Genomic DNA, 26,172 nt, shown 5'->3' with positions numbered 1-26,172 from the left:
AAAAATTGAATACTACTTAATAAATAATTTAAGATCCTTTGGTTACACAGGTGCATCCTGCCTAATAATATATGGACAAAATATGGCACAAAAAAGAATACCTTTCCAAAACTCGGATTCACCATCAGATATTGCGGCTTTGGTGGTTCTTCCGTTTAAGAAATCTTTTGAGATCAGTTTAAAAAGCTTAAAATCACGTTTTTTACGTAATATGGTTACGGTGACCAGCCTGATTTTAGCAGTATCCTTTCTGGCCTATGTGCTTATCGGTTCGGACATCAGCAATGGACTTTATAATTCCGGCAATCCGGATATTATCAAAATGCTTGATAAAACCGGGTATGAACCGGGTGGCAGCGCCAAAGAACGATGGATTGTAATTTTATCACTGCTAGTCTGCACAGTTGGTATTGTTAATGCGCAGCTTATGGCTGTAACTGAGAGATTTCGCGAAATAGGTACAATGAAATGCCTCGGAGCACTTGACAGCTTTGTGCTCCGCCTTTTTGTGCTCGAAGCGTCCATGCAGGGAGTCACTGGTTCACTACTTGGAGCAATATTCGGAGCATTTATATCTATCATAATCGGCATGCTGAGATTCGGATTTGAGGCTTTGACCATGCTTTCCCCGCAAGAAGCTGGACTTTCAATACTTTATTCGATTGGAGTTGGTTTGGGACTTAGCTTACTCGGAGTTTTATACCCTGCTTTCATTGCCGCGCGAATGCGCCCTATTGAAGCTATGCGTACTGAAGAATAAATTTAATTAACTTAACGAATTACATTAAGGCGAAAGATATGGCCGATCAACATACTATAGTCAGAGTAACCGGAGTTAAGAAAAGCTTCAAACTCGGCAGTACTGATGTACAAGCTCTTAAAGGTGTAGACCTTGAAATATATGCAGGAGAATACCTATCTATAATGGGACCTTCTGGCTCTGGAAAATCGACTCTTTTCAATATGATAGGCGGTCTTGATAAGCCATCAGAAGGTAAAGTATTTATTGATGAAGTCGATATTGCCCAGCTTGATGCATTTGAACTGGCATGGCTCAGAAACCGTAAAATCGGTTATATTTTCCAGACCTTCAACCTTATTCAGGTTATGACAGCCCTGGAAAACATAACTCTACCCATGATTTTTGCCGGAGTTCATAACGATGCGGCCGTTGCCAAAGGAATTGAGCTGCTTGACCTTGTAGGACTGAATAAACGCTACAATCATAAACCACAGGAACTTTCTGGAGGGCAGCAGCAACGAGTTGCAATTGCAAGATCTCTTGCAAACGATCCGGCAATCATCCTTGCAGATGAGCCTACAGGAAACCTTGATCTCTCTACCGGAGAAGAGATCATTAAACTCATGAATCATTTAAGTAAAGAACGCGGTGTAACAATCATTACCGCAACACATGACTATAAAATGCTCAATGCGTCTGACAGAGTGGTCTGGATCGAAGACGGACTTATTAAAAAAATCGAAGAACGTGACCAGCTGAATATTGATGTTGGCCGTATCAGCATGGCATGATCACTGGAGACCTGCTTTGATGACAATGACATCTCCCAAATATTTAATACGTTCGCTTCCCATGCTGCTATGCATAATTATGCTTGTCTCTTTTTTAGTACCACAGCAAGCGCACAGCTCAATTGATCCAATAAGACAGACTATAACCGATCTCTCTATGTTTGGGGATCGTTCTTTTGGCTCCGAAGGGGCTAAAAAAACTGCTGATTATATTGAAAAAAGATTTAAAGAACTTGGAAATTTCAAAATAGGCCGACAGCTCTTTCTGGCTCCCGCAATAGTTAGTTCTAAAACCAGATTTACTGTTGGTAAAGACGGAAAAGAAATCAGCATTAAGCCTGCAAAACTAAATGCAATATCCCCACCTTCTACTCCCCAAAAAGGATTATCAGGCCCTGTCATTTATGTAGGCCATGGACAACTTAAAGATTTTAACGGACTTCCAGTTAAAAACTCCATTGTTCTTATGGACCTTGATTCAGGTAAAAATTGGTTGAATGCAGCCAGCCTTGGCGCATCTGCTCTCATTTATATTGATAATGGGCAAAGTATAAAAGGATTCTTTGAAGAAAAACTCGAATTGTCCCCGCTTGATTTTCCACGCTACTATATAAGTGCCGTCGATGCCCGCAAAGAGCTTGGCGTTGTCTCAGGCGGCATTAAACAGCTTATTTCTGACACGGGGACTCTGCACTCAAAAAGCAGATGGAAGCGTATTGAAGCCGAAAATGTTTACTGCATGATTGAAGGCAGTGACCCTAAAATGGCTGAACAGCTTATTGTCATTGAATCTTTTTACGACAGTTCATCATATATTATGGGGGATGCTCCTGGTGCAGATGAAGCTTTGTCTGTGGCTTCACTTCTAGATATAGGCAGAAAGATAGCAGCAAATCCACTAAAACGCTCTGTATTACTGTTAGCGACGACTGGTCATGCTCAGTCTTTGCGTGGAATGCGCGAATTTATAAATGCTATTTCCGGTAAAAGTAAAATTCTTAAAAAAATTAAAGTAGAGCTAAGCAAAAAGAAAAACAACGCCTCAAGAATTCTGGAAGGACTGGAGAATGATAACCCGCTGGCTACGGAAATTGCGACAGGTAATCCAGAACTCTATGAACTGCTATACAAAACAATAAAAAATCAAATTAAAGATGAAGCCGATATTATCAGTAAAGAACTGATGAGCCAGCGTTTACAGAAAAATATTGATCAAAAACAAATCGTTCAACTTGATAATAGGCGTAAACTATTGCGCCGCATTTCATGGAAGACAGACTATTCTAATCTGCCTTCGGAAGAGATGGCTGAGATTAAGAGCCTGTTCCCTAAGCTCAAAGAAAAAGTCTTAATTACCAAGCATGACACCAAGCAGCAGCTGAATGCCATCAAAAGTGCAAGAAAACTTCGTAGTATCGTACGTTCAAAGGAACTTGCCTGCTCTGTATCACTGCATCTTTCCAGTCACGGCGAAGGGGTTGGAGCATTCGGCGAAGGTTGGTTTTATGAACTTCGCCCAAGAATTAACCTCTCCCGTACATTTTCGCAGATAAATAATATCTTAGGAGATGCTGTACCCATTGTTGAACAAGAGACCGGAACCGAAGGTCTCTACAAAGATACTCTACGCCCAGACCGTACACGTCCATGGCAGACATGGCTTCTTGATAAGCCTCAATTCAGTAGTGAGATTGGGACATTAGCAGGCCAGTTAAGTTTTACTTTTGCCACGGTCAATGATGCGCGAGAATATTGGGGGACTCCTTTTGATAGCATCGAAAATATAAATTGGAATAATATCGCTAAGCAGGCTTCGCTTATAGAAGGGCTTATCAGAAAAATATCCAATACTCCTAAAGAATTAACCACTAAAAAGCCCCGCAAAGGATTTTCACAGGTACACGGCAAGGCTCGTTTCATCCGTCAGGGTGAACTTTTTGCAGATCAGGCTGCTCCTGGTACAATTTTTATGGCTTTTCAAGGTAAAACACGATTTTACTCTCTGGCTGACTCCGAGGGAGATTTTAAATTCAGCGGTGTTGCATCAAAGAAAATAGTGCAGCCAAAGCTTATTATTGAAGGATACAAATTTTCAGATGAAGGTAATATAGTCTGGGCTATTGATAAAAGGCAGACAGGTAAAAATGCCTATAGACTAAAAATGCACAGACTTAATATGGATACAAAGGTGATCATGTTTGCATGTCGGCAAACTACACTTTTTGACCTACTGACTCCACGAACATTTCGTTACATGACTAAAGTTGAAGTTCTTGACGGTACAAGGGATGCTGAGCCCATGCACTACTGGTATAGCCGTATAGATACCCGTTCTTCAACCATTGCCAGTGTTTTCCTTGAACCTGATGTACCTCTTAAAATGACTCTGTCTGACACCTTGCTCAATAGGAAGATGATTCTTATTCATTCCAAGCCAAATGATCCTGCGGGAAACGGATATAATATAAAAGATTGGCCGATTATACCTGCAACAGATCATCGAGCTGCTGAAGATATGTGGAATCTGCTCAGACCAAGGATTAATAACCTTGAATCGCACGGCATTGTAAACCAACGTATCAGGACCCTTGAACAGAAAGGAACTTCGGCTTTATCCAAGGCACAGGAAGCATGGCGTGAACGACGCTATGACGATTTTATGCAAAATGCCCGAACTTCGTGGGCATTGGCATCAAGAGTCTATATTGATGTTGATCAGACTCAAAAAGATGTACTTGTAGGGGTCTTATTTTACATAGCCCTGTTCATCCCGTTTGCTTACTGCATGGAACGGGTAATATTTTCATTTGCAGATATTCATAAAAGAATTATTGGTTTTCTGGCAATTCTTTCGGCTGTTATTGCTGTTATTTACTCAGTACATCCGGCTTTCCAGTTAACATACAGCCCTATGGTTGTTATTCTGGCATTCTTCATTCTTGGCCTATCAGTAATGGTTTCCTTAATTATCTTTTTCAGATTTGAAAAAGAAATGATTCTGCTGCAACAACGCGCTCATAGGACCCAAACATCTGAAATAAGTAAATGGAAAGCTTTCACCTCTGCTTTTGTTATAGGTGTAAGCAACCTCCGTCGCAGGAAACTCAGAACTTTCCTTACTTGTCTGACCCTTACTATTTTAACCTTCACCATCATGAGCTTTACCGCTGTTAAGTCACTACGGGAGCATACGTATGTGCTGTTTAGTGAAAATCAGCCCTACTTCGGACTGTTCATGAAAAACATCGGATGGAGAGATCTACCCCGCGAAACTCTTGGTATAGTCAGCAATGATTTTGATGAAAGTGGACTAGTTGCTCCGCGCGGATGGATTGAACTTAATGATAAAACAACACCTGCCGTCACACCAATAAGCTACAAAGGAAAACAGGAAGAGGTTAAAGGACTCATAGGACTCTCTTATAAAGAACCTACGATAAGCGGCATAAACAAAATTATTGTTGACGGTTCGTGGCTCTTACCGGGACAAAGCAAACAAATACTGCTTTCCAAAGCTATGGCTGACCGTCTGGAAACCAAAGCCGGAGATTCAGTTAATGTGTGGGGCAGTAAATTTACTCTAACCGGAATATTTGACGGCAAAAAATTCACTGAACACACTGATCTCGACGGAGAGCCCATGACCCCTGTGATTTTCCCGTCAGCTGCAGCGCAGGAACTCAGTGAAGTTGAAGCTGACGCCATTGAGTCAGGTGAAGAGATTGACACCTTTCAAGGCCGCTATAATCATATTTCAGGAGAAGTAACCGCTATTATTCCATACGCGACCCTCATGGCTATGGGAGGAAATCTTAAAGCTATAGCAATTGCCCCTGCTAAAGGACTCTTTACACAGAAAACAATCAATGGACTTGTTGACCGCTATGGCTTGCCCATTTTCAGCTGCGACAATAGCGGAACTTATATATGTCAGGCTTCAGACAGCATGAACTATTCAGGTGTGCCGAATATAATCATCCCGCTGATAATTTCTGCACTCATTGTCTTAAATACTATGATTACAAGTGTTTATGAACGAAAAAAAGAAATATCCGTTTACACTTCTATAGGAATGGCTCCGACACACGTATCTTACCTGTTTATTGCTGAAGCTGTTGCTTTTGCGGTAATAAGTGTTGTTGTAGGTTATCTGATTGCTCAAACGGCCTCAGGTCTGCTGGCTGGAACGCCGCTATGGGCCGGCATGACAGCCAACTATTCATCTATGGCTGGTGTTGCCGCTATGATTCTGGTCATTGCTGTTACCCTTATTTCGGTTATTTATCCATCACGAGTCGCCGCGAATATCGCTATTCCAGACGTAAACCGTTCATGGAAAATGCCTGACTCGGAAACAAACTCCATCGAAACAACACTGCCCTTCCTGCTTAAGCATGATGAACAGAAAGATGCAGGAGGATTCCTGCTTGAATATCTTGAAGCTCATACTGAGGTTTCACACGGAATTTTCTCAACCTCGGAAATAGAAGTTAACTTTGAGCAGGAAGCACTTCCAAAATCAGTATGCGACCTACTGGAAGGCTGCCCTGATCATATAACCTGTTTTCACTTTGATGTAAGGGTTTGGCTGGCTCCATTTGACTTCGGTGTTAAACAGATGATTCAAATTAAATTTAGGCCATCCACAGAACATCCTCAGTTTCTGGAAGCAGCTTTAATAATCAACCGTGAATCCGGAGAAATCGGAGCATGGAAAAGATTAAATAAAAACTTTATCAACGCTATCAGGAAGCAATTCCTTGTCTGGCGTTCCCTTGACCCTGAAAAACAGAAATCTTTCCGTGAAAAAATACCTGAAATGATGGCTTTCGGATTCACAGGATTGAATACTAAGAAAAAACTTGCAGATCTTTAAATACGAGATATCAAAATATGCATGGTAAAATAAGAAAACGGGCCATAGCACTGGGCATTATCTTTGGATTAATCATTTGTGCTTTTACGCCTTTTAACAATGCCTATCTAAATGCAACCCCGCTGGCTGGCGGACACTTTCCTCTGGCCCCGTTTTTTATACTGGCCTGGCTGACTGCAATATCAGCGATTCATCATAAGATCCTACGTAGCAGTCCGCTCATGACAGGACTGGATCTTATGACAATATGGATATTAACTGTTATTGTGTCAGGTATTTCATACACAGGGCTTGCAAGAACATTCTTCATTAATCTAACGGCTCCTTTCCATTTCGCAACTATCGGTAATAAATGGAAAGAAATTTTACAGCCGTTATTGCCCGACGCATTGCACCCAACAGATCCTACTGCTGTAGAACAACTATACAATGGCATCAAAGGCGGTCCTTTCATGGATAATATTGATGTCCTCAAATCTATACCGTGGGGAGCATGGATAACACCACTTTTATGGTGGGGTGCTTTTATCCTGCTATGCTATTTCATAATGCTTTGCCTGACCAATATTTTCAGTCGGCAATGGGTTGAAAACGAACGACTTAATTTCCCTCTTCTGCAGTTACCACGATTTATGGAAGAGGCTCTTGACCAAGGATTATACGGCTCTTTTCTGGGAAATAAATTTTTCCTGATCGGCCTTATTTTCTGCGTCTGCCTGCATCTTATGAACGGTCTCCATTTTTACATTCCGTCAGTACCTGAAATCCCTACTTTAATTTTAGCAGGAACTTATTTCTCCAAAACAGGACTATTTTCTGGGTTCTATAAACTTAAAATATACTTCTATCCGGCTTTCGTCGGCTTTGCTTTCCTCGCATCCAGGCAGATTTCGTTCAGCTTCTGGTTCTTTTTCCTGCTGGGAGGACTCTTTTATGGACTGCTTAACGTTGCAGGACTTAACATCCCAGCTTCCGCCCTTGGGGTTACCTTCGGACCTACACTGACCAGACCAGAGGAAACACAAATGATCGGAGCATATCTTGTCTTTTTCTGTTTCATTGTCTGGCTGGCCCGCCAGCATCTGATGCAAGTCATACGCGAAGCATTCGGATCCCAATCAACTAAAAGTGCCTCAGAATGGATGTCACTGCGCTTTTCTTTCTGGGGGCTTGTAATATCAAGTGCATTGCTTCTCTGCTGGTGCGTATACTTCGGTATCCCCATGCTGGTGGCATTAGTTGTGCTTATAGCCTTCTTTATTTTCACACTGGTTGCTTCAAAAGCAATCTGTCAGGGCGGTATCGCATATTTTACATTAACTGCCGCCCCGCTCGACTGCGTAACAGCAATGTTCGGGACTAAATTTTTCGGTTCAGCCGGTATTGCCATCACAGCCATTTGTCAAAAAATACTTTTTGTTGACCTGCGTGAATCTCTCATGCCCTCCTTGGTGCACGGTTCTAAAGTTAATGAATGGATCAAAAACAAACGCCTTTTTCTTTTTGGAATTATCTCAATAATCCTGCTCGGCGTAGCTGTCTCTTTCGGAGCAATGTTGATTGTATGCTACAAATACGGCATTCGCGAACTGCAGCTGGACTGGGCCACCAGAACTTCCATGACGGTCTACGACAATGTAGTACGTGTAATTCAGGAACCGGCTGCAGCCAGCCACTGGGTGACAACATTTGCCACTGTCGGAGCGATTGTCATGTTGACTCTGGTTGCGGCTTATAACCGTCTTCCATGGTGGCCACTGCACCCAATCGGATATCTGACAGCATACAGTTCTGCTATGAAGATTCTATGGTTCAGTTTCTTTCTTGGATGGATGTGTAACCAGTTAACCTTGCGGTACGGCGGAGTCGGATTATTTAAAAGAGTCCGTTATTTGTTTTTTGGTCTGATCATGGGTGACTTTCTCATGGGCGGAGCATGGGCTTTATACGGACTTTATGCCGGACAAAGTTATCAGGTTCTTCCCGGCTAATTATACAAAAGCGATTGTTAACAACTGCACCGGAACACAAATATGTACGACGATAAAGAATTACAAGAATATCGGGATCTGATCAAAACCCCGACGAAATTTGAAGAAGGCTTTGACTGGAAAACAGTAGTCGGAGCTGTTTTCATCGGCTTCCTGATGATGCCGGGCAGTATGTACCTGCAACTCGTAATAGGTCAGGGTATTGGTCCTGCTGCGCGCTGGGTAACTATTATTCTCTTTGCAGAAATAGCCAAGAGATCCTACACAGAGCTTAAACAGCAGGAAATTTTCCTGCTTTACTATATGGCAGGTGCGGCATTAGCCTCTCCTTTCTCGGGACTTTTGTGGCAACAATATCTGGTACAGTCAGATGCTGCCAGAATGCTGGGGCTTACAGAATTCATACCTACATGGGTAGCACCACAACCTGGTTCTGAATCATTACTTGAAAGAACATTCTTTCATCGGGACTGGCTCATTCCTATTCTACTGCTGGTCGGCGCACAAATTATCCAGCGAATAGACCACTTTGGTCTTGGATATGCGCTTTATCGTATTACGTCTGATGTAGAAAAACTTCCATTTCCGATGGCTCCGGTAGGAGCACTCGGTACTATGGCTCTTGCAGAGTCAACAGAAGAAAAAGAAACCAGCTGGAAATGGCGGGTGTTCTCTGTTGGAGGAGTAATAGGTCTTGCTTTCGGGACCATATACATCCTGCTACCGGCGGTTTCAGGATTGCTTTTTACCGAGCCTATACGATTAATACCTATACCATGGGTCGAACTTACTCCATACACGGAAAAAATTCTCCCAGCTGTTGCAACAGGTATTCAGTTTGACCTTGGCCTGTTCTTTGTTGGTATGGTTTTACCTTTCTGGGCAGTGATCGGCGGACTTATCGGTGTTTTAATCACATTTACAGCTAATCCTGTACTGTATGAACATGGAATTCTGCACCGCTGGCATCCTGGCATGGAAACGGTTGAGACCGTCTTTGCCAACAACTTCGACTTTTATATGAGCTTTTCAATAGGTCTTGGACTGGCCATCGGTATCATCGGCATCTGGTATGTTGGAAAATCTTTTTATGGAGAACATGCAAAAAACAGAGAATCATGGAGCAAACTTTTTGAACCTCCCGAAGGGCGTGGGGACATTAACTTCTGGGTTTCAATTGGAATCTATGTTTTCTCGACTCTTGCCTATGTAGGCATGAGTTTATTGCTGGTTCCTAACTTTCCATGGATATTTTTTCTGCTCTACGGATTTATTTATACTCCTGTAATTTCATATATTACAGCACGTATGGAAGGTATTGCCGGACAGTTTGTAAGTCTCCCTCTGGTTCGTGAAGCCAGTTTCATTGCCGGAGCTAAATTCTTCGGATATCAGGGCATTGAAATCTGGTACGCACCAATTCCAATCCATAACTATGGAGAAGCAACAGTTCATTTTCGTGAAATTGAACTTACCGGAACATCAATTCGAGGTATCATTAAGGCAGAGCTTGTTGTTTTTCCGGTAGTAATGATCACCAGTCTGCTTTTTTCACAATTTATCTGGCAGCTAGCTCCAATTCCGTCCTCAAATTATCCTTATGCACAGGAATTATGGCACTTACAAGCATTGAACACTCTGCTTATGCAAACGTCAACTCTTGAAGGTAACTCACTGTTTTTTCAAGCTCTAAGCGGTCCTATTATCATGGGAGGTATCAGTCTTGGATTGGTACTCTACGCAGTTTTAAATACCTTAGGCCTACCTGTACTGCTTGTTTATGGAGTCGTAAGAGGATTAGGCCAAAGTACTCCACACGGTTTCATTCTTGAAGTTTCAGGAGCACTGATCGGGCGTTATTTTTTCCAAAAAAAATATGGCACAATGTGGCGGCAGTACGCTCCGGTATTGCTTGCCGGGTTCTCTTGCGGTATGGGTCTTACCGGAATGTTTGCTATGGGATGTACCCTTATTTTAAAATCATTAGGCAAAATGGCCTATTGACGTTATTTTAGAGTTATGGTGTTTTGACGACCTTCCATTGCAAGATATTGCTGGAAAGTAATTATACTGTGCGACTTAAACGAAACTGCATTTTTATACGGATAAACGAACTACCTCAAACTGAACTTCGACTTCTGGCAACGATTGTACTAAAATAAGTAATAAGCTTGATAGAATTTTCAAGCTTTGCTCTCTCAAGGAATATACAATGGATCGCAAAAATATAGGATGGGACGGTATCAGCTTTGAAATTCCGTCTAACTTTGAAATCAGTGGAATAGATAAAAAATTTCTGCAGCTCGATAATGGGGAACATCCTTGTATTGAAATGCGCTGGTATGAAGCAGGTAAAACATACAAAGAAAAAAACTATTTTCGTCAACTCGCTAAAAAAATAGAGAGTTCATCAGGTATCAAAGTAGAATCAACTGTACTTCCCAGTTCATGGAAAAAACCTCTAACAGGCTACAACTCAACAGCATTTTACTGGCAGTCTGAGACAACAAGTGGTCGTGGAGTCATGTTTTACTCAGCTTCAGCTTCAAGAATAATGCTCGTACAGTTCATCAATAAATGTGATGAAGATATTGATAACGCAGCAACCATACTTTTTGAAACTTTGAAATTTCATAATATGGAATCAGAGATCCCCTGGCATGTGTATGATATGGCAGCAACTCTTCCATCCACATATGAATTGGAATCATTTGAATTTAAACCCGGAAAATTCATTCTCAGTGTAGCCGACAAAAATGAAAGTATTTCACTATACAGATTCAGCCCAGCTAATATTATCCTTAAAAAACAATCATTAGATACATTCTCCAAAGAACTGTTTAAAGAAGATATAACTAAACTTGGACTTTCAATAGCTGCTCTTGAATACGAAACCGGTGCAACCTGCATGTTCGGGCAGGTAAAAAGACCATCTACACCTATTCTTGCACTATCTAAAATCAGTTCCAAAAGAAAACCATATGGACAGATTGAAGTCAGATACACAGAGGATAGCAATCGTATTTTAGCAGTAATGGTCTGTTCCAGGCAACATCTGGAAGAAGATCGGGCTAAATCTATATTTGAGCACTATGAGATTATTTAATAAAAAAAAGAAAAAAATAATCCCTGAAATGACAAGAGGTGAGGCTATGGCCTGTAAACCTATTAAAAACAGGGACATCGATGAATCAGTCACTGAAAAAGGACTGATCCAATTATCCTATCCATTACGTTTGAAACCTCTATTTGCAGACGTTGCTAAACGTTTCGGCATGTGGAGAGAAGGTTCCCCACCGACCAAAAAACTGGAACTGGATGAAATGGGGACGTTAGTATGGGAAATGATAGATGGGAATACAAGTGTAAAAAAAATAGCTAACAAATTTGCTGAAACCTATAAAGTGCTTCCGCGTGAAGCCGAAGTTGCTACGGCTTCATTTCTTAAAGATCTAGGTAAACGCGGTCTTATTGCTTTTAGTTTTAAAAGCAATAGATCACAAAAAATAGTTAAATAAAAATCAACTGCATGTAAGCTTTATATATTCTTCAAAACTTACACCATTCCAAACCTTGCTCACCCAATAAGCTGAAGACCAGATCATGAGGGCAGTAGATTGAACATCAGATAACCGCCTAAGCTTAGCCTCAAGATTAGCTCGGCTTACCCCGTGCACTACATGCACATCCTCGGCATCACAAGCCTCTTCAATACGCAGAAAAAGATAAGCACTCTTGCATTGATTGGGTAAAATCTTGATCCCACGATATGCCTCAAGAACAGTTTTGAGCTCACTTACGCTTAGTTCCTGTGCGACAGAACGCATGGACTTAAAAAACATATCCACAGCCCACGGCAAAATAAATTCAGCACCGGCGCTTTTTGTCTTGAAATAATTCTTCAACCACTGTTCGTGATCATGAGTAATTCTGGCTGCAACCTGCGGCATAATTTCCTCCCTAGGTTACTCCACTTTTCTATTAAGAAAACAAATAACTATATTTACACAATATATCAAGACTTTTTCTAGATTTTTTCAAAAACTAAACTAGCGATCAAAGCTTTCTCTTATCTGTTTGAAAAGACTGAATAAAAGAGTATCTGGAACAGCTTTAGCGTTAATATCCATACTAACAATACGAACAACTGTATTTTTACTTGGTGTAATATTTTCCTCTGTAACAAGAACAATTTTCTTCTGTGTATCATCACCCTCTTCGCTGGCTGTGATAACAAGAATCCACTGTCCGTCCTGTTTCTGCCACAAAAGATCTACACTACGATGGTAGTGCACACTGTTTTCAAGCAGCTTTACAAAATCCTCCAATGAAAAATGATTACGACTTTTCCCAGCAACCCCCAAAAACTCTCCTTCAGAATTCATAATCACCAACGGCCGTTCAAGATATGCTGCAGAAGGAAATGAAGATTCATCTGGTCCTGAAGAATTGCCACTGTTTCGCAACATATTATATAATTCAGTCCGATCACGTTTAAGCTTACCTATTTCCATTGCCATATCAAGAATACGCTCATTAGTATCTGCAGCAAGTTTACGCTTCTCACTGCGCAGACTTGAAACCTCTTCACGCAAATCGCGAATCTCCGCTTGAAAAAGAGATTGATTAGATAACAGATCAGAAACCTTCCCAAGCACAGAAGATAATCCGCATATGACGGTCTGCATATCCGAATTAGTCTCAAGACCAGCATCATTAATCAATTGTTGATCATTTTTAATATTATCAATTAACATACTGAATTTTAGTGTTAATTCATTTTCAATTTGTTCAGTTGACCAGTTTAAACCGTACATTTCACGTATCCTCCTAAAAATTTCAAGAACCTCTGCAGAATACTTCTGCCTACGACCGCCATCACCGACAGCTGGTAAAAACTTAGAATACTTATCTTTATAATATACAACAGTCGAAGGAGGTATCCCCAACCTACGACCAATTTCTCTTAAACTTAGATATTGACTAGACATAACACCTACACAGTTGTTGCTTATTTATATTTTGAACAAACTATAACTCCTAATTAATATAGAGTCAATACATTTTGAACAATAACAAAGCAAACATTTGATCAATTGAACAAGTAGTTTTATACAATTATTTAGTGGATTAATTTTTCATTTATGGACAAATCTAAAATGGTGACTATTATATAAATAGGAAGACAAAACACTGACGGAGGGTAATTAAAAATAGAATCTAAATTTACTAAAATCTGCGAACTGAGTCGCCTAAATAAAAAATTGAATGCGTAAAGTGACGGAAGTAATTCCCACATCCACATATCGTGGAATACGCACTTTTTTCTTGCTTACTTATGCAGGGTAAGTGTATTTACTATAGTAAGATTTGTATTAATATTATTTAAGATTTAACAGACTAACTGCATGAGTAAGAGTTGGAAGATGTTAGAAAAAATTAAAACAGAAAATCTTAGTGTAGGCATGTATGTTGTTTGTTCTGCAACAGGTTTTCCAAATCTGCCTACAAATATTTCCAACAACTATATATCATCCAAAGAAAATATCTCGGCTATTCTAAAACTGAGCATAAAAGAAGTTCTCATAGACTCATCAAAAAGTTCTTGCCAGCCTCAATTCCCAAAAACTTCTTATTCTGAAGAAATTCTATTTGCCCGCAAAGCATATAATGATGCTTTGATTTGTATTCACGATATTTACGACATAATTAAGAACAAAGGACAGATTCAAATAGAAAAGTATGGAGAGAAAATAGATCCCCTGCTCGACTCAATCGAAAGAAATAATAGCGTAACAGCCAGTCTTACAGTTTTGGCACGGACAGACCGCTATCTATTCACCCACAGTCTAAACACAGCTATTTTAAGCGCAATTCTTGGTCGCCATATGGGCTTATGCCGTGAAGAAATAAAAGAACTTTCGATATCTGCCATTCTTATGAATGCTGGACAAGTATGGATGAATGAAGATTTATTCAAAAAAAACGGCAAGCTTTCTATTAATGAATTTGCCAAGATAAAAAAACATCCTCAAAGTGGATTCGAATATCTGACAGACCAAAAAGAAATTCCGGAAAATATCCTAAAAGCAGTAATACAGCATCATGAGAAATATGACGGTTCAGGATATCCTCATGGACTCTCTGGAAATAATATTTCTAAATATGCCCGGATTCTTTCTATTTGCGATTCATATGATGCCATGACATCTGACCGCCCTTATAGAGAAGCACTGACACCCAATATGGCTATCAAACACCTCTACACAATGACAGATACATCTTTTCATCCGCGTTATCTGGAAAATTTTATTAAATGCATTGGAATATATCCGGTAGGATGCTTTGTTAAGCTTTCAGATAAACGCTATGGAGTCGTTGTCAGTAACACCCCAAAAGCACCTCTCCTGCCACAAGTCAAAGTTGTTTTTAATAGCAGATTCAGGGCAATTCATCCTGAATTTGTGGATTTGGCCAGTCATTCCAGCAAGAATAGCGGAAAAAGTTTAGAAATAATTGAATGCATCCATCCTAAAACATTTAAGCTGGAACTGAGTAGATTCCTAAGATAGATAAGCAATTACGCCCCAAAAACAATTTCAACATTTTTAAGATACTTTTTTAAATCAACAAGCAATAATTCGAGTTGTGCCATATCCTCATTACCTGCCGAGATTTCAATATTGCGCCCTATTTCTGCTAAAAGAGAAAACCCATAATTTAAAGCAGAACCTTTAATATTATGCCCCATACGAAGAGCTTCGGCCATATTACCACTGACAACCATTTTTTCTAGAGCAGCTACTTCATTCGCTGTGTGCTCCATAAACTTAGTTATAAGAGGTTCAAGTCCTATACTAACCTCCTCAATTATCCTTTCTGACATTGTTTCCCCCAAACATAAAATCTACCTGATCATAACTATTTTTAAACCCCTATCTAATAAATACCATAACACTTCTGTGTACAACTAATATTTTCATCTATCACAAAATAAAACAGGCATTGTTTTGAAAACAATGCCTGTAAAAAAACACTTGGATTGATTATCTATTAATCTTCAAGTTGCTGAATTCCATCAAGTTTCCACATTGAATCACTGCCTGATTCTTTTACAAAATGCCACACCTCACGAACCTGAGAAGGTTGCGACTGTGCCGGATCTTCACGCAAAAGGACATCATAATAAACGGTGGCAACGATCTTAGTCCCCTCCTCCTTAGCCTCAAGCAGTCTTGCATTAACCAACATAACATCTGTTTGTGAAGGACCAGGATCTTCCATGGCCTGCTGTTTAATCTCATTTAAAACAGCTGAAGTTGCAAACAGGGAAATATCATCCATATCTCGTTTATCCCAAGACTTCTGCAGCCTTGTATATACAGCCTTAGATCCTTCCAGAAAATCAGCTTCATCGAACCCTGCAGGAGTACTAATTACCGGCCCACTCTGCTGAGATGATGCATCTGCGGATGTATTTTCTGAAGGAGATGATGAAAGGTGACTCCATGCATTTTGAGCGTTCTGCTCACGCCTAGCATATGGATCACTGTTCATATTTGAACCGGACGTAGTCGGTCCCCGTTGATAATTTCCTTGCTGATACATTTGATCAGAACCACCACTGCGGGACCTGAAAAATTTAAACCCAAGATAGACCAGCAATCCTATAATCAATATATTAAAAAATCCTCCGCCCATTCCACCGAATCCGCCAAACATAGAACCTAAAAATGTCCCAGCAAGCAGTCCCCCGAGAATCCCCATACCTGGACGGGCAACCCCGCCCCTCTGCGTATTTGTTCCAGTCGCCTGCTTCTGATTGGATGAAAATGATGTCGGTTTTTTAAAACTGCGCGAAAAAGATGATTTGCTGCCAAAGGATTTGCCGCCACCAAGTCTTGCATCAGCATCACCTGCCGTTACAGCAAGCAGACAAAAAATAGTCAGCGGAAGAACCAAATACCCGAGTAATCTCATCTAATACCTCATATGCTTAAAATTTAAAAACTGCAGCCGGAAGCCACAGTTCTTTAAATAATAACGTAATCGATACCTGTCCAGTAAAACCGGATATTATTCTGTGCTTTGTTTCGAAAAACCAAGCTCAACCATTGTTTCATGGATCTTTGAAATATCCATCGGTTTGGTCAGATAAACAGTTGCACCGCCTTTATAGTAGGCTTCGATCACATTTGTTGGATCGCCGAGAGCTGATGTCATCATAACCCGTACCTCAAATCTAGGCTCTATCCCATACAACCTTTCAAGCGCACGAATTTTTTTCAAGGCTTCAAGCCCATCCATTTCAGGCATCATAACATCCATACAAACAAGGTCAAAAAATGAATTTGACTCAAGAGCTTCTTTAAAAGCGGCCACGGCTTCCAAGCCATTTTCAGCCAGAACACATTCCCCATAACTTTCCATGACATGAGACATATACTTTCTACTGGCAAGCTCGTCTTCAACAATAAGAATTTTCATACTCAGCCCCATAAATTTAACTCGTAAATTTCAAATATTATTAAATTACATCACAGACATTACATTCTGGCAAGAATATCGTGTCTTTACATCCACCCGTAATTACTTGCGAAGAGTTGAAATGAGAGGTATTAATTCCCAAACTATAAACAGGAAATAAAAATGATTGAAACAATTAATTCCATATCTTCATTCATAGTAGGCAAATATGAAAGCAACCCACACTGGGACCACTGGCCTTTTGGGCCGGGTTATGGTGACTTCTGGGCCTCAGCACTGAAAATGCTTTTTGTTGCTGCAATCCTCGGTGTTATTATAATATTCCTTCGCTTCTTATTCGGGCCTAATGGTAAATTTCGCGATTTAGATCTAGACCGTGAAGCTGTAGAAATGCGTGATAAAGCTTTGCACGATCTTGAAGAAGAGTTTAAAACCGGAAAGATATCCGAAGTAGATTACACATTTAAGAAAAAAAGAATATTACATTAATCAGATGGAAGATTTTAAAAAAATATTCAGTCAATTCACTGCACCATATCTTGAAAATGCACCAGACAGCATGGAAAAAGATTTTAAGCTAAAACTTGATCATTCTTTTAATGTTTTTAAGAATAGTCAAAAAATTTGTGATTCATTAGACCTTGACCATATTTTTTCAAAAACAATCCAAATTGCTGCTCTTTTTCATGACACTGGAAGATTTCCACAACTTCAACAGTATGGTACATTCAAAGATTCCGATTCCTGCAATCATGCAATATTAGGTGTCAGATGTATATTGAAAAACGATCTGCTGAGTGCACTGAAAAAAGAAAGATTGAAAATAATTCTTGGAGCCATAGTTCTACATAACCGCAATGAAATCCCTGTTTTTACCCCCTATAAAATTAAAATAGCCGCCCAAGTTGTCAGAGATTCGGACAAGATAGATATTTTAAAAATACTTCTATCACATATGGAAAATATAAAACCACACAGCATGGTTGCTCTAATGGGGCTACCTGAAATTCCAGATCAGATAACTGAACCGGTTATTAAAGCAGTAGAAGAAAAACATCAGGCTGCTTATGTAGATATGAAATGTGTCAATGATTTCAGGCTACTCATACTTAGCTGGGCATATGATCTCAACTTTAAATGGTCCAGACAGGAAATGATAAACCGCAGCTACCTTGATAAAATATTCGAACAACTTCCTAAAAACGACAGGATTCTAGCTCTTTACAATCCAATCATAGAACAGCTTAACTCTTAGAACTTTTTATGGAATAATACCTCCTAATGAGTCTTGTCGATTCATGATTAGAGCTTAACTTCTATATGAAGCTGATCTTTAGCCCAAGCCAACACATTAACGGATATCAGGAAATGACCGAAACTAACTATGATATTATTATACTAGGGGTAGGACCTGCTGGACTGCAAGCAGCAATTCATTCTGCTCGAAAAGGTCTTAAAGTTCTAATTCTCGGGAAAAATGACAAAAGCAGCCTCTGGTGGGCTCATATTGAGAACTTCTGCTGCACACTTGAAATATCCGGTGAACAAATCCTTAAAACAGGACAGCTGCAAGCGGAGAACTTTGGAGCAATATTCTTTAATGAAGATGTTCTCAAAATTTCACCACCTGATCTTATGTCCCCTGATGGAAACAGGTATACCGTCGAGACTGAAACCAGAACATTCAAAACAAAAGCAATCATAATCTGCACAGGAACAACCCGTAATAAACTTGGTGTTCCCGGAGAAAAAGACCTGTTTGGAAAAGGTGTAAGTTACTGCATTGAATGTGATGGCAACTTTTTCAGAGATGAAGAGGTCGCCATCGTGGGAGGTGAAAGTGCGGCGGCAGGTGGCGCTTTACACCTGAGTCACCTTGCATCGAAAATTCATCTTGTCACAAAAAAAATCAATTTTGCCTCAGAGCTCGTGGAAAGATTAAAAAAAGAAAATATCATTATCCATGAAGGAATAGAGGTAAAAGAAATAACTGGCGAAAACAGTGTCACAGGACTGGTCCTCGACAATGGTGAGACACTTAACGTTACGGGTGTTTTTGTTGAGCTAGGAGCAAGAGGAGTTATGTCTCTTGCAGCCGAACTTGGCATACAGCTGGATGACACCATGAAGTTTATCACAACGGATAAACAGCAACGCACCAACATCCCCGGTATATTTGCTGCCGGAGACATCTGCGGTCCCCCACTACAGATGGCTAAAGCCGTGGGAGAAGGATGTGTTGCAGGACTCAGCGCAGCAAAATATGTCCGTAAGATATAAGTAATTCATACAAAAAGTAAAAAAACGGCTTAACTTTCAAGTTAAGCCGTTTTTTTACTTTTAATTTATTTAGTATTAATGATTTGAATACAAGTAGTTTGGATAAATAACAAATTTCCCGCTAAATTCTCCGTCTACATCAACAGGCAGTATCCCCACAGTGGCAATAACATTGAATCCAGTCTTATGGAGTCCTTTTCGAACCTCCTCGTAATAATTCAAATCGGCTGGATAATGTGGAGGATACATGTATAGACTCTTCCATCCTGAAAAACCTGCCTTAGAGAGATTTTCCATAACTGAGACACGAAAACTTTCAGATCTGTGTGAAATAAGAAATACTGGAATATTGTGTAATAAAAGAAACTCAAACAAATCAACAGACGGCTTAACCGCAGGTAAAACACTTAAAATAACATTAGATTCAAGACTCTTGCGCGCTGAATCATTATCTGAAAACCCCTGTATTTTACGTGCCTTGTATGTAGACAGCAGCACGTCTTCCACGACCATTACCACCGCAGGATATTTAACATTACTGCTTAAAGCATTTTTAACAGCCTTAACTACCGTTTCAGCCTTAGCAGCTACATCTTTATCATACTGACGGCTTTCATAATACGCTACAATCCTTGCCCTGGCTTCCGGTAAAGAGACCATGCGTTCAAGAGCTTTCGCATACTGCCCTTTATTAGAAATACATCCGGCAAGACAAATAAAAGTTAAAACAAATAAAAAACGTATTTTCAAAATGATACTCCTTAACCGGATCTGATTTCACCGATTCAAATCGGAATTATCATAATAAACTTAAGCACGACAAGCCCCTTAAACAGAGCTCGGTGTTTTTTTCATAAAAAGGAAAGCTCCAGCGAGAGCAGTAAAAGGAGCAACAGTGACCAGACCAAAACTACCAACTAAAGTTTTGAGAATCTCAGCAGAAACGTACACAAAGTTAAATGTATTCATAAGAGGAACTCCCTGTGCCATAAACGCCATAAGCAAAGTTATGAATCCCCCGGAATATGCCAGCAACAATGTTGTTGTCATGGTTCCAACAACAGCACGACCAACGCGGATACCTGAGGCTAAAGCTTCCATACGGGAGATATCAGGATTAGCCATAATAACTTCATCCATACTGGCAGCAACATCCATGGCGAGATCCATAACTGCTCCAGAACAAGCTAGAAAAACAGCTGCGACATAAATTTTAGTTAAATCAAGATGGCCGAAACCTGAATATAATAAAGTTTCGGCAAAAGGCATTACGGCCCCGTGTAGATGTAGCTGACCAGTAAAATAAATTGCCAGCATGCAACTGGTGAAGACTCCCAGAAAAGAGCCTAAAAAGGCTACAAGACCTTTTCTGGTAAAACCTGCAACCATAAAAATTATCACTGCGCAAAGTCCGGCGACAACAGCAAGAGTCAACCACACAGGATCAATGCCGTCCAAAAATGCAGGGATAAGCAACTTCCACAAAACTAATGCCGTGAACATAAATGAAAATAGTGCCTTGGCTCCTGTCCATCCACCAAAAAGAATCAGAAGGAAAGCAAAAAGTAACAGCAAGGTAACTTCCAAACCAATACGATAATGATCTTGCGGATTAACAAAAAGAACATTCCCATCGGAATCGAGTGAAAGCACGGTCAAAGCCTCATCACCGGTTTTAAAAATTTTATCCTTATCCATCTGGCCCAAAAGTTCATTAGTACCTTTGAACACCTGTCCCTTGAATTTGCCCTCCATCATTTTCAAAGTAACACCCTGTGGTCCGGTTTTAACTATTCCGAACTGATGAATATCTGAATTATCAACATTAAGGACCTCAGCCTTACCATGTACAGCATTCTCCGAAATCCGCTTATCAAAATCAGTGGGGATGAAATATAATATTGCTGTAAGTACAGCAAAAATTGCAACCAGTAGAAATTCTCTATTATTTATTATTCTAAACATACTCATATGGGGGGGGTAAGAAAGTCATAAAATATTTATGCAGAGAACCAAAAGCGGGACACTACAAGAGTGCCCCGCTTTATAATTTGTATCTGTCCTGCCAATTTATTTAGCAGCTACTTTCACACTGTCATTTTGAGCATGAATTTTAGGTGTCATACCCATTACAGACATAATCTTGTATGCGATATCAGTATTATCGTAGTAGCCATTAAAAGAGGATGCTCCTACTCCCATTGCAGAAGTAGCAATCGGCACACCTGTGTGTTTGAAAGATGTCCAGCCAAGTCCTGCATTATTATCAAGAACATGAGTAATAGTAACAGTCAAAGGATCGTAATCACCATAGAGGTTATAAAGTTCAGGATCTTTAAATTTCTTCTCGCCTTTCATAGTACGGTTATAAGCATCTTTGAGCATTGCAAGCTGATACTCTTTAACAACCATAGGGTTCTTTTTATAATCTCCGGAAAATTCTAGACCGAAGAAATGAGTAATTGTAGGTTCAAAATCTTCAAATGAAACCTTATCACCATGTTCTTCTTTCCAGAGCTTTACAACTTCATCAGAAAACTTCTGAAAGGAAATATCCTGAGGATGTAATGCACTATAATATGAGCCATACTTAGTTCCTGCAAAGCCGAGAGTAAGACCACCACATTCATGGTCGCCAGTTACAACAATAAGGGTTTCTTTAGGATGCTTTTTAGCAAACTCAACAGCTTTAGCGATGGAATTATCGAAAGAAATGGTATTGCGAATAAACGCAGCAGCATCGTTGGCATGACAAGCCCAGTCAATTTTACCACCTTCAACCATAAGGAAAAAACCTTTTGAATTGTCGAGCATTTCAATTGCTTTTTCAGTAAATTCAGGAAGAGTTATATCTTGAGGCCGCATGTCCATTGCATAAGGAAGAGCTTTAGCATCCTGAAGCCATGAGTTCCATGCAATTACTTTACCCGCAGAAGGCTTGAGTGCCAAAAATTCATCTTTATCAATAACAACTTTATATCCGGCTTTCTTGATCAGATCGAGAGCATTACCCTTAAAATTTTTAGAGTTCTTTTTCTTATTGGTGATGTCTTTAAGACCTCCACCTGCAAAAAAATCAAAGTTACTTTCTGACAGAGCTACATCAATATCATAATACTGTCCGCGTGTAGGAACATGGGCATAAAAAGCAGCGGGCGTTGCATGGTCAATAGAAACACTTGAAACAATACCTACTTTTTTACCACTGTCTCTAGCCAGTTCCGCTACAGATTTAATATCTCTCTGACTTGGAGACATACCAAGCATACCGATATTGGTTTTCTGTCCACTTGCAATAGCAGTTGCTGCAGCAGCAGAACCGGTAATAAATCTATCAGCGGCATAGGTTGTTGTCATTCCCTGTGCAGGAAATGTATTCATAACCAGCTTCTCACCAGTAAAAGCTTCTGTAGCTCCTTTTTGAGGAATCCCCATGCCATCCCCGATAAACAGAAAAACATACTTTGCCGGCTTTCCCTTGTAAACGCGAACGGTCTTATCCTTAGCCTGAGCAGGGACTGCCGCCATAAGCATGACACAGATTAAAAACAACGCCATTTTCTTAGTGGACATTCTCATCATTTTCTCCTGAGTATTAATTTAATTTTCTCCGAATCAGAAACAATTAGTCTAATCCTTGAGTGAGGTAATTAGCAGCAGAATGTTTCTATTATGTCACAACAGAAATACTTTTATGAAAACAGCAATTTTTTTTGAAAAATATGACAAAATTTAGATCATAAAACATTTTTAAAATGCAAAAAATTATATAAATAAGCATTAAAGGGATAAAAATAATACTAACAGGATATATGAATGCTCCAGAAGACCTATTTTTATAGATACGATCGAGTAATAATTCAGACCGATGATTGTAGAATTTGCAAAAAAAGACACCATTACATTTTAATTTATATTAATTTTATCTGTTATATATTTGTATACCATAATCTGCTAACAATTTATTTTTAGAGCTATTTAACTATAATATTACAGTAACCATATGCATGATCTTTTTTGCACATACAAAAATTTATGCTGGACAAATTCCGACCTCTTCCATATAGAATATATAACTAAGATTCTTTATAAAATGAGGATGTTTGGGTGAATAAAAATAATATTCCCATCACAATTGTTCTTACAGTTCTTATCGGATTAGCCGTTGCCGGATATGTAACTCCAACTGAAAAGCAAAAAATACCTGTTCGAATTCTTTTCAAAAACAGCGGTGGAAAAGTCATTTTCGCCCACATAAAACACCACAGAGACTATGAAATTCCCTGCGACAAATGCCACCATGAACGTCAGGGAAATTCAAATGAGCCATTGCCTTGCGGATCATGCCATCCTCAAACATTTGATCGCGACTACGTTCGTAATCATATCAATTCTTTTCCAGATAACAGCTATTGTATTAAGTGCCACCACGCTGAGCTTGGAAAGCTTAGCTTTGATCACGAAGCACATGAAGAATACGCTGAAGAAAACTGCCAAGCCTGCCACCATACCCCTGATATTGAAAAAGAACCGCAAAAATGCGGGAACTGCCATACCAATGCAGGCACGAAAGAAATCCCCAGTGTCCGCAACGCAGCACATGACAGATGTATAAGCTGCCATGACGACATGTTCAAAGAAGGGCTGAAAGGCTGTACTCCCTGCCATAAAATGCGAAATATGAAAGACTACACTGGAGATCATACACCGTGTGAACAATGCCATAAAAGCGAAAAAGGAAAAGATCTAGTTCTTAAGCGCTTAGATGCATTTCATGATAAATGTATGGACTGCCATAAAGAACTGAAACGTGGCCCATATAAAGACAATGACTGTAACAAATGTCATTTAAAATAAGGTAATGAAATCAATATGAATCCGTTATTTTCACTCACCCCAACGGAGCGGGGCCCTATTGTAAATGTCCGTGAACAGGAATCGAACATTCCTCTGACCATATCTATAGAAACAACAGGACTCAGTTCTTTAGTGGAAATAGGACAGCAGGTTGCTAGGGGACAACGGATAGCCGCAGATAATTACGGTACACAGGCAGCGCTCCACTCATCTGTGTCCGGCACTGTACTTGATGTAAAAACAAATTTTATTCTTATAAAAACAGAAGGAGACAGAATTGCCGACCTTTTGGAATTCAGTACAGCAGATTCCAGGACAATGCTTGATAACCTTCGTAACGCAGGAATAAACGTTCAGCACCTTAAGCAAGGATGCACGCTTATTATAAACGCCGTTCCCCCTGAATCTGGAATTGACGGTCATCGCTTTCTAATTGAAGAATTTAACAGCATAATGATTGAAGGACTGACTTATCTAAAGGATGCCCTAACTCCCATAGCCTGCACCATCGCCATACCGAAAGGAATGAACTGGACTCTTGCCGGATGTACAGTTCATGAGATTAATCCAGTGTACCCTGAAGGTTTAAATGCAATGGTGGTAAAAGCCGTAACAGGAAAGGAAATGCCGCCGGAAGTATCAGTTATTGATGCCGCAACCCTTTACCGCATAGGTCGCACTATTCATGGAAAGCAGCCTGTCTCTGATATAATGGTTAAAGTAGGAGCAACTCTTTTCCAGGCTCCTGTCGGAACTCAGGTTGGCCTTCTAGCACGTCTGGCAGGTTTTACTGTTTCACAACACGATAGAGTCATTCTGGGAGGCCCTTTATCAGGCGAGGCTGTCTATACTCTGAGACATGGAATTAGTCCTTCAACCCAGGCTATAACTGTTCTGAGCAGCGGATCTGAACCTACAATCAAAGATTCTCCGTGTGTGGGATGCGGTGAATGTGTCATTAAATGTCCGGCCAGAATCATGCCTAATATGATTTCACGTCATTCAGAGTTCGGATTATTCGAAAACACACTGGCTTATAATATCGCTTCCTGTTTTGAATGCGGTCTGTGCACCTATTGGTGCCCGGCCCAACGCCCAGTACTGCAATATATTCGTCTGGCAAAAAAAGAACTTTCAAAGCAACCGATACTTGAAGACCTACGGAAATAACCATGAAACCAATTACCGGATCACCAGTACTCACCGTCTCATCCCCGTCACATATTCATTGCGGACGGACAATCAAGAACAGTGCACTTGAAACTATTTTTGCCCTGACTCCTGCTATATTGTTTGCCATCTGGCATTACCATATGCAGGCTGTGCGTGTATTGGCTCTCTCAGGATTTATTGCGGTGATTACCGAGACAGTATGCCTGTACATCATGAAAAGAAAGGTCGAAGCAAATAACTTTACAACACTTCTCTGCGGTCTGATGTTCGGCTTTCTCATCCCACCTGCTGCTCCTTGGTGGCTTGTGACGGTAGGTAGCGCTTTCTCCATAATAATAGGAAGAATGGTTTTTGGAGGACTCGGAGCCAGCCCGCTATGTGCTCCTCTGGTAGGATGGGCTGTTATAACCGTATCCTGGCCGGACCTTATGAATTTCGATATGACAATGCTGGCCTCTGAACTGACTTATCCATTAAGCCAACTTAAAAATTTCGGTCCTGAAATACTTAATGAATATTCTATCAAAAATTTGATTCTAGGAAACCAGCTTGGTGGAACGGGAGCAGCTCAGGCAGGCGCAATAATTATCGGCGGAATTTATATGCTGGGACGTAAAATAATCAGACCGGACATTCCATTTGCTTTTATAGCTGGAGTTGCCATAACGGCCTCCCTATTTCATGTCATTGATCCCTTGAAATATGCTCCGATACAGTACCATTTGCTTTGCGGATCAACTCTATTCGGAGCTTTCTTTCTGCTAACCGACACCTCTTCATCACCTGTCGGGCATATCCCTATGATTGCATACGGCTTAACTGCCGGCATAATGGTCATATTAATAAGGGTCTACGGCATGTATCCGGACGGAGTTCCATTTGCCATATTACTGGCAAATCTAATGACTCCGCTTTTTGATAAAATCAGACCTGCACCATTCGGCGGTGTTACAAATATCCATTTACAGAGGTAAA

General features: G+C 40.2%; 22 protein-coding genes. 14 read left to right on the top strand and 8 right to left on the bottom strand.

Features of this window, described 5'->3' with window-relative positions; translation table 11 throughout:
• Positions 1–82: 82 nt before the first annotated feature.
• From H589_RS0113880 to H589_RS0113850, 7 genes are all read left to right on the top strand, one after another.
• The gene (locus H589_RS0113880; protein WP_027722589.1) at positions 83–760 is read left to right on the top strand and encodes an ABC transporter permease; all 678 of its coding nucleotides are present in this window, start codon (positions 83–85) and stop codon (positions 758–760) included.
• 38 nt (positions 761–798) lie between these two features.
• Positions 799–1,533 (top strand): ABC transporter ATP-binding protein, encoded by a 735-nt coding sequence (locus tag H589_RS0113875; protein WP_027722588.1) that lies wholly within the window; start codon positions 799–801, stop codon positions 1,531–1,533.
• Positions 1,534–1,552: 19 nt separating this feature from the next.
• Positions 1,553–6,409 carry an FtsX-like permease family protein gene (locus H589_RS0113870; RefSeq protein WP_027722587.1) on the top strand — a complete coding sequence of 1,619 codons (4,857 nt, stop codon included), beginning with the start codon at positions 1,553–1,555 and terminating at the stop codon, positions 6,407–6,409.
• Between the two features lie 17 nt (positions 6,410–6,426).
• Positions 6,427–8,400: a DUF6785 family protein gene (locus H589_RS0113865; protein ID WP_027722586.1), complete on the top strand. Its 1,974-nt coding sequence runs from the start codon at positions 6,427–6,429 to the stop codon at positions 8,398–8,400.
• Positions 8,401–8,442: 42 nt separating this feature from the next.
• Positions 8,443–10,404: an OPT family oligopeptide transporter gene (locus H589_RS0113860; protein WP_027722585.1), complete on the top strand. Its 1,962-nt coding sequence runs from the start codon at positions 8,443–8,445 to the stop codon at positions 10,402–10,404.
• 208 nt (positions 10,405–10,612) lie between these two features.
• Positions 10,613–11,506, top strand: coding sequence for a hypothetical protein (locus H589_RS0113855; protein ID WP_027722584.1), 894 nt, complete (start codon positions 10,613–10,615; stop codon positions 11,504–11,506).
• A gap of 46 nt (positions 11,507–11,552) precedes the next feature.
• Positions 11,553–11,918, top strand: a complete 366-nt coding sequence (locus tag H589_RS0113850) for a PqqD family protein (protein ID WP_245577158.1) — start codon at positions 11,553–11,555, stop codon at positions 11,916–11,918.
• A gap of 3 nt (positions 11,919–11,921) precedes the next feature.
• Here H589_RS0113850 and H589_RS0113845 read toward each other — a convergent pair whose 3' ends face one another.
• Together H589_RS0113845 and H589_RS0113840 are read right to left on the bottom strand one after the other, a co-directional pair.
• Positions 11,922–12,350, bottom strand: a complete 429-nt coding sequence (locus H589_RS0113845) for a hypothetical protein (protein ID WP_027722582.1) — start codon at positions 12,348–12,350, stop codon at positions 11,922–11,924.
• 99 nt (positions 12,351–12,449) lie between these two features.
• Positions 12,450–13,391 carry a MerR family transcriptional regulator gene (locus H589_RS0113840; RefSeq protein WP_027722581.1) on the bottom strand — a complete coding sequence of 314 codons (942 nt, stop codon included), beginning with the start codon at positions 13,389–13,391 and terminating at the stop codon, positions 12,450–12,452.
• 435 nt (positions 13,392–13,826) lie between these two features.
• Here H589_RS0113840 and H589_RS0113835 point away from each other — a divergent pair, with 435 nt between their 5' ends.
• Positions 13,827–14,972 (top strand): cyclic di-GMP phosphodiesterase, encoded by a 1,146-nt coding sequence (locus tag H589_RS0113835; protein ID WP_027722580.1) that lies wholly within the window; start codon positions 13,827–13,829, stop codon positions 14,970–14,972.
• 8 nt (positions 14,973–14,980) lie between these two features.
• Here H589_RS0113835 and H589_RS0113830 read toward each other — a convergent pair whose 3' ends face one another.
• From H589_RS0113830 to H589_RS0113820, 3 genes are all read right to left on the bottom strand, one after another.
• Positions 14,981–15,286, bottom strand: a complete 306-nt coding sequence (locus H589_RS0113830; protein ID WP_027722579.1) for an Hpt domain-containing protein — start codon at positions 15,284–15,286, stop codon at positions 14,981–14,983.
• Between the two features lie 167 nt (positions 15,287–15,453).
• Entirely contained in the window at positions 15,454–16,380 is a 927-nt protein-coding gene (locus tag H589_RS0113825) for a Tim44 domain-containing protein (RefSeq protein WP_027722578.1), read from the bottom strand.
• Between the two features lie 96 nt (positions 16,381–16,476).
• Positions 16,477–16,887: a response regulator gene (locus H589_RS0113820; RefSeq protein WP_027722577.1), complete on the bottom strand. Its 411-nt coding sequence runs from the start codon at positions 16,885–16,887 to the stop codon at positions 16,477–16,479.
• A gap of 162 nt (positions 16,888–17,049) precedes the next feature.
• Between H589_RS0113820 and H589_RS0113815 the strand changes: the two genes are divergently transcribed.
• From H589_RS0113815 to H589_RS0113805, 3 genes are all read left to right on the top strand, one after another.
• A complete protein-coding gene (locus H589_RS0113815) occupies positions 17,050–17,376 on the top strand; it encodes a hypothetical protein (RefSeq protein ID WP_027722576.1) in 327 nt (108 codons plus the stop codon).
• A 4-nt stretch (positions 17,377–17,380) separates the two neighbouring features.
• Positions 17,381–18,142 (top strand): HD domain-containing protein, encoded by a 762-nt coding sequence (locus H589_RS0113810; RefSeq protein WP_027722575.1) that lies wholly within the window; start codon positions 17,381–17,383, stop codon positions 18,140–18,142.
• A gap of 113 nt (positions 18,143–18,255) precedes the next feature.
• On the top strand, positions 18,256–19,167 hold the full coding sequence (locus H589_RS0113805) for an NAD(P)/FAD-dependent oxidoreductase (protein WP_027722574.1): 912 nt from the start codon (positions 18,256–18,258) through the stop codon (positions 19,165–19,167).
• A 75-nt stretch (positions 19,168–19,242) separates the two neighbouring features.
• On the opposite strand, the gene H589_RS0113800 is transcribed toward H589_RS0113805, so the two are convergent.
• The 3 genes from H589_RS0113800 to H589_RS0113790 all read right to left on the bottom strand — a co-directional run bounded on the left by H589_RS0113800 (position 19,243) and on the right by H589_RS0113790 (position 22,746).
• Positions 19,243–19,917 carry an HAD family acid phosphatase gene (locus H589_RS0113800; RefSeq protein WP_027722573.1) on the bottom strand — a complete coding sequence of 225 codons (675 nt, stop codon included), beginning with the start codon at positions 19,915–19,917 and terminating at the stop codon, positions 19,243–19,245.
• A gap of 78 nt (positions 19,918–19,995) precedes the next feature.
• Positions 19,996–21,132 carry a YibE/F family protein gene (locus H589_RS0113795; RefSeq protein ID WP_027722572.1) on the bottom strand — a complete coding sequence of 379 codons (1,137 nt, stop codon included), beginning with the start codon at positions 21,130–21,132 and terminating at the stop codon, positions 19,996–19,998.
• 105 nt (positions 21,133–21,237) lie between these two features.
• Entirely contained in the window at positions 21,238–22,746 is a 1,509-nt protein-coding gene (locus H589_RS0113790; protein WP_027722571.1) for an alkaline phosphatase, read from the bottom strand.
• A gap of 528 nt (positions 22,747–23,274) precedes the next feature.
• Here H589_RS0113790 and H589_RS0113785 point away from each other — a divergent pair.
• Genes H589_RS0113785 through H589_RS0113775 form a run of 3 tightly spaced genes read left to right on the top strand, consistent with a single transcriptional unit; the run spans position 23,275 to position 26,171 of the window.
• The gene (locus H589_RS0113785; protein ID WP_051249751.1) at positions 23,275–24,024 is read left to right on the top strand and encodes a cytochrome c3 family protein; all 750 of its coding nucleotides are present in this window, start codon (positions 23,275–23,277) and stop codon (positions 24,022–24,024) included.
• A gap of 15 nt (positions 24,025–24,039) precedes the next feature.
• Positions 24,040–25,194 (top strand): 4Fe-4S dicluster domain-containing protein, encoded by a 1,155-nt coding sequence (locus H589_RS0113780; RefSeq protein WP_027722569.1) that lies wholly within the window; start codon positions 24,040–24,042, stop codon positions 25,192–25,194.
• A gap of 2 nt (positions 25,195–25,196) precedes the next feature.
• The gene (locus H589_RS0113775) at positions 25,197–26,171 is read left to right on the top strand and encodes an RnfABCDGE type electron transport complex subunit D (RefSeq protein WP_027722568.1); all 975 of its coding nucleotides are present in this window, start codon (positions 25,197–25,199) and stop codon (positions 26,169–26,171) included.
• Position 26,172: the final 1 nt, after the last annotated feature.

The sequence above is a fragment of the Maridesulfovibrio zosterae DSM 11974 genome, from assembly GCF_000425265.1.
GTDB classification, from domain to species: domain Bacteria; phylum Desulfobacterota; class Desulfovibrionia; order Desulfovibrionales; family Desulfovibrionaceae; genus Maridesulfovibrio; species Maridesulfovibrio zosterae.
This window is presented reverse-complemented; position numbering and strand designations above follow the sequence as displayed.

Coding starts and splice junctions, on each gene's coding strand:
- H589_RS0113775 (WP_027722568.1), top strand. CDS start 25,197: ATGAAACCAATTACCGGATCACCAGTACTCACCGTCTCATCCCCGTCA.
- H589_RS0113810 (WP_027722575.1), top strand. CDS start 17,381: ATGGAAGATTTTAAAAAAATATTCAGTCAATTCACTGCACCATATCTT.
- H589_RS0113825 (WP_027722578.1), bottom strand. CDS start 16,380: ATGAGATTACTCGGGTATTTGGTTCTTCCGCTGACTATTTTTTGTCTG.
- H589_RS0113870 (WP_027722587.1), top strand. CDS start 1,553: ATGACAATGACATCTCCCAAATATTTAATACGTTCGCTTCCCATGCTG.
- H589_RS0113780 (WP_027722569.1), top strand. CDS start 24,040: ATGAATCCGTTATTTTCACTCACCCCAACGGAGCGGGGCCCTATTGTA.
- H589_RS0113790 (WP_027722571.1), bottom strand. CDS start 22,746: ATGAGAATGTCCACTAAGAAAATGGCGTTGTTTTTAATCTGTGTCATG.
- H589_RS0113795 (WP_027722572.1), bottom strand. CDS start 21,132: ATGTTTAGAATAATAAATAATAGAGAATTTCTACTGGTTGCAATTTTT.
- H589_RS0113850 (WP_245577158.1), top strand. CDS start 11,553: ATGGCCTGTAAACCTATTAAAAACAGGGACATCGATGAATCAGTCACT.
- H589_RS0113815 (WP_027722576.1), top strand. CDS start 17,050: ATGATTGAAACAATTAATTCCATATCTTCATTCATAGTAGGCAAATAT.
- H589_RS0113860 (WP_027722585.1), top strand. CDS start 8,443: ATGTACGACGATAAAGAATTACAAGAATATCGGGATCTGATCAAAACC.
- H589_RS0113875 (WP_027722588.1), top strand. CDS start 799: ATGGCCGATCAACATACTATAGTCAGAGTAACCGGAGTTAAGAAAAGC.
- H589_RS0113835 (WP_027722580.1), top strand. CDS start 13,827: ATGTTAGAAAAAATTAAAACAGAAAATCTTAGTGTAGGCATGTATGTT.
- H589_RS0113820 (WP_027722577.1), bottom strand. CDS start 16,887: ATGAAAATTCTTATTGTTGAAGACGAGCTTGCCAGTAGAAAGTATATG.
- H589_RS0113840 (WP_027722581.1), bottom strand. CDS start 13,391: ATGTCTAGTCAATATCTAAGTTTAAGAGAAATTGGTCGTAGGTTGGGG.
- H589_RS0113880 (WP_027722589.1), top strand. CDS start 83: ATGGCACAAAAAAGAATACCTTTCCAAAACTCGGATTCACCATCAGAT.
- H589_RS0113855 (WP_027722584.1), top strand. CDS start 10,613: ATGGATCGCAAAAATATAGGATGGGACGGTATCAGCTTTGAAATTCCG.
- H589_RS0113865 (WP_027722586.1), top strand. CDS start 6,427: ATGCATGGTAAAATAAGAAAACGGGCCATAGCACTGGGCATTATCTTT.
- H589_RS0113830 (WP_027722579.1), bottom strand. CDS start 15,286: ATGTCAGAAAGGATAATTGAGGAGGTTAGTATAGGACTTGAACCTCTT.
- H589_RS0113805 (WP_027722574.1), top strand. CDS start 18,256: ATGACCGAAACTAACTATGATATTATTATACTAGGGGTAGGACCTGCT.
- H589_RS0113845 (WP_027722582.1), bottom strand. CDS start 12,350: ATGCCGCAGGTTGCAGCCAGAATTACTCATGATCACGAACAGTGGTTG.